The sequence below is a fragment of the Paraburkholderia sp. EG304 genome, from assembly GCF_046543485.1.
Lineage (GTDB): Bacteria > Pseudomonadota > Gammaproteobacteria > Burkholderiales > Burkholderiaceae > Paraburkholderia > Paraburkholderia youngii.
The window spans coordinates 1-1,683 of record NZ_JBKGUA010000198.1 but is presented as its reverse complement, the minus strand read 5'-3'; the positions used below and the strand labels follow the sequence as shown (position 1 = coordinate 1,683).

Genomic DNA, 1,683 nt, shown 5'->3' with positions numbered 1-1,683 from the left:
GTACAGCGCGAAATTGACGCCCAGGCCATCCCACGTGGCGCCCAGCGGGAACGGCCGCCCCCCCCGAAGGCGGGAGGATTGTGCGAACTGACGCGCGCTCATCGGCGCGTCTCTTCGGTGCTGTCGGCGGCCTGGAGCTCGGCCTCGAGCAGACGCTCGGCCATCAGCCAATGGCGCTGGTCCTGGCCATCCGGCCGACCTTCCGCTTCCCATATCTGTCGGGCCAGTACCCCGATTCGCTCACGTCGTTCTTTATCGTCCATTGCTCTGGCTTCACTCATTGATCAGCAGGGTCACGGGGCTGCCGTCGGACAGCGCCCGCAGGGAAACAGCGGTGTCGTTGATTTCTACCGTCGCGCCGGTGAGCAGATTGCGATAACGTCCCTGCGGGATCGTCACGTGCCCGTTGATCCAGAAACGGGCCGGCACGGCGGCAGATGCGTGCTGCAGCGGTCGCGGCGTGGGAGCGATTGCGGCGATGACGATCAGGCGCTGCGCTCCGCACGCTCTGGCAAAGGCCAGCACCTGATCGGGTTGGCTGGTCGGCAGCGGCAGGTAGCTGCCATGGGCGAACAGATCCGGGGCACCGCGGCGGGCCTGCAGGCACGTGCGTACAAGACGCGCCTTCAACTGGCCGTCGCGCCACGCCTGCAGCAACGCCGACCAGGAAGGGTCGTCATCGAGCCAGCGCTGGCGCAGCGCGTAATCCACCGGACGGCGATTGTCCGGATCCACCAGCGACAGGTCCCAGCCCTCGGTACCCTGGTACAGATCCGGCACGCCCGGCACGGTCAGCCGCAGCGCCGCCTGGGCCAGACTCAGACGTGCGCCCGCCGGTGCCACCTGCGCCACGATGTCCTGCAGCGCGGTCCGGACCGGCCGCCCCGCATCACCTTCGAGCAGCGCTTCAACCACGGCCGTCGCCTGCGCTTCGCAAGCCTCGTCCGGATGACCCCAGCTGCTGCGCAGGCCGCCTTCCCGCAGCGCCTTGCCTTGCCACTGCACCACGCGCGCGGCGAACGCCACGCCCACCTCGGCGTCGGCCGGCCAGGATGCGACCAGCGTCTGCCAGAGCATGTTGCGGTCGGCCGGATGCAGCGCAGCCGCACCCAGGGGAGCGGCGAGCCGCTCGACCCGGCGCAGCTGGCGCATCCACCACTCGGGCCAGGCGGACAGCACGGCGATGCGCATGCGTGCGTCTTCGCCGCGCTTGTGATCGTGCGTAGCCGTAGCGAGCAGGCTGCGCGGGTGCTGGTCATGCCGTGCGCGCGCGAGACCATGGAACCGCGGCGCCGACAGGCTCTGCACCGCAGGGTGGCTGCCGACTTCGTTGCGGGACAGCACCGGCGCGTAGCGATAGAAGCTGCTGTCCTCCACTGCCTTGGCATTGAGCGGCGCACTGAGCAGCTGGAAGCGCTGGCGCACCGCCAGGCAGCGACGACGCAGCATCGGGGCCGCGTCCTCCGAGGGCGGCGCCAGCACCCACGCTGCAACCTGATGGATGGCAGCCACCAGATCCGGCGCAGCACCTGCTGTTGCCGCGTCGATCGCCTGTCGCCACTGACGGAGGTCCTCTGCGGTGGGCGGTGCATCGGTGAGATAGCTGCGGTAGGCCGGGAAGTGGCTCAGCAACGCCATAGCAGCGCGGGAGAGCAGCGGCCTGCCGAACTCGGCCGCCGTGCC

1 protein-coding gene and 1 pseudogene are annotated in these 1,683 nt (G+C 69.7%); both read right to left on the bottom strand.

Annotated features, from left to right (window positions below; genetic code table 11):
- Positions 1 to 98: 98 nt before the first annotated feature.
- Positions 99 to 263, bottom strand: a complete 165-nt coding sequence (locus ACLFKU_RS43285) for a DUF2934 domain-containing protein (protein ID WP_410853331.1) — start codon at positions 261 to 263, stop codon at positions 99 to 101.
- A 10-nt stretch (positions 264 to 273) separates the two neighbouring features.
- Positions 274 to 1,683 (bottom strand): annotated as a pseudogene (locus tag ACLFKU_RS43280) (malto-oligosyltrehalose synthase); the annotation flags it as partial.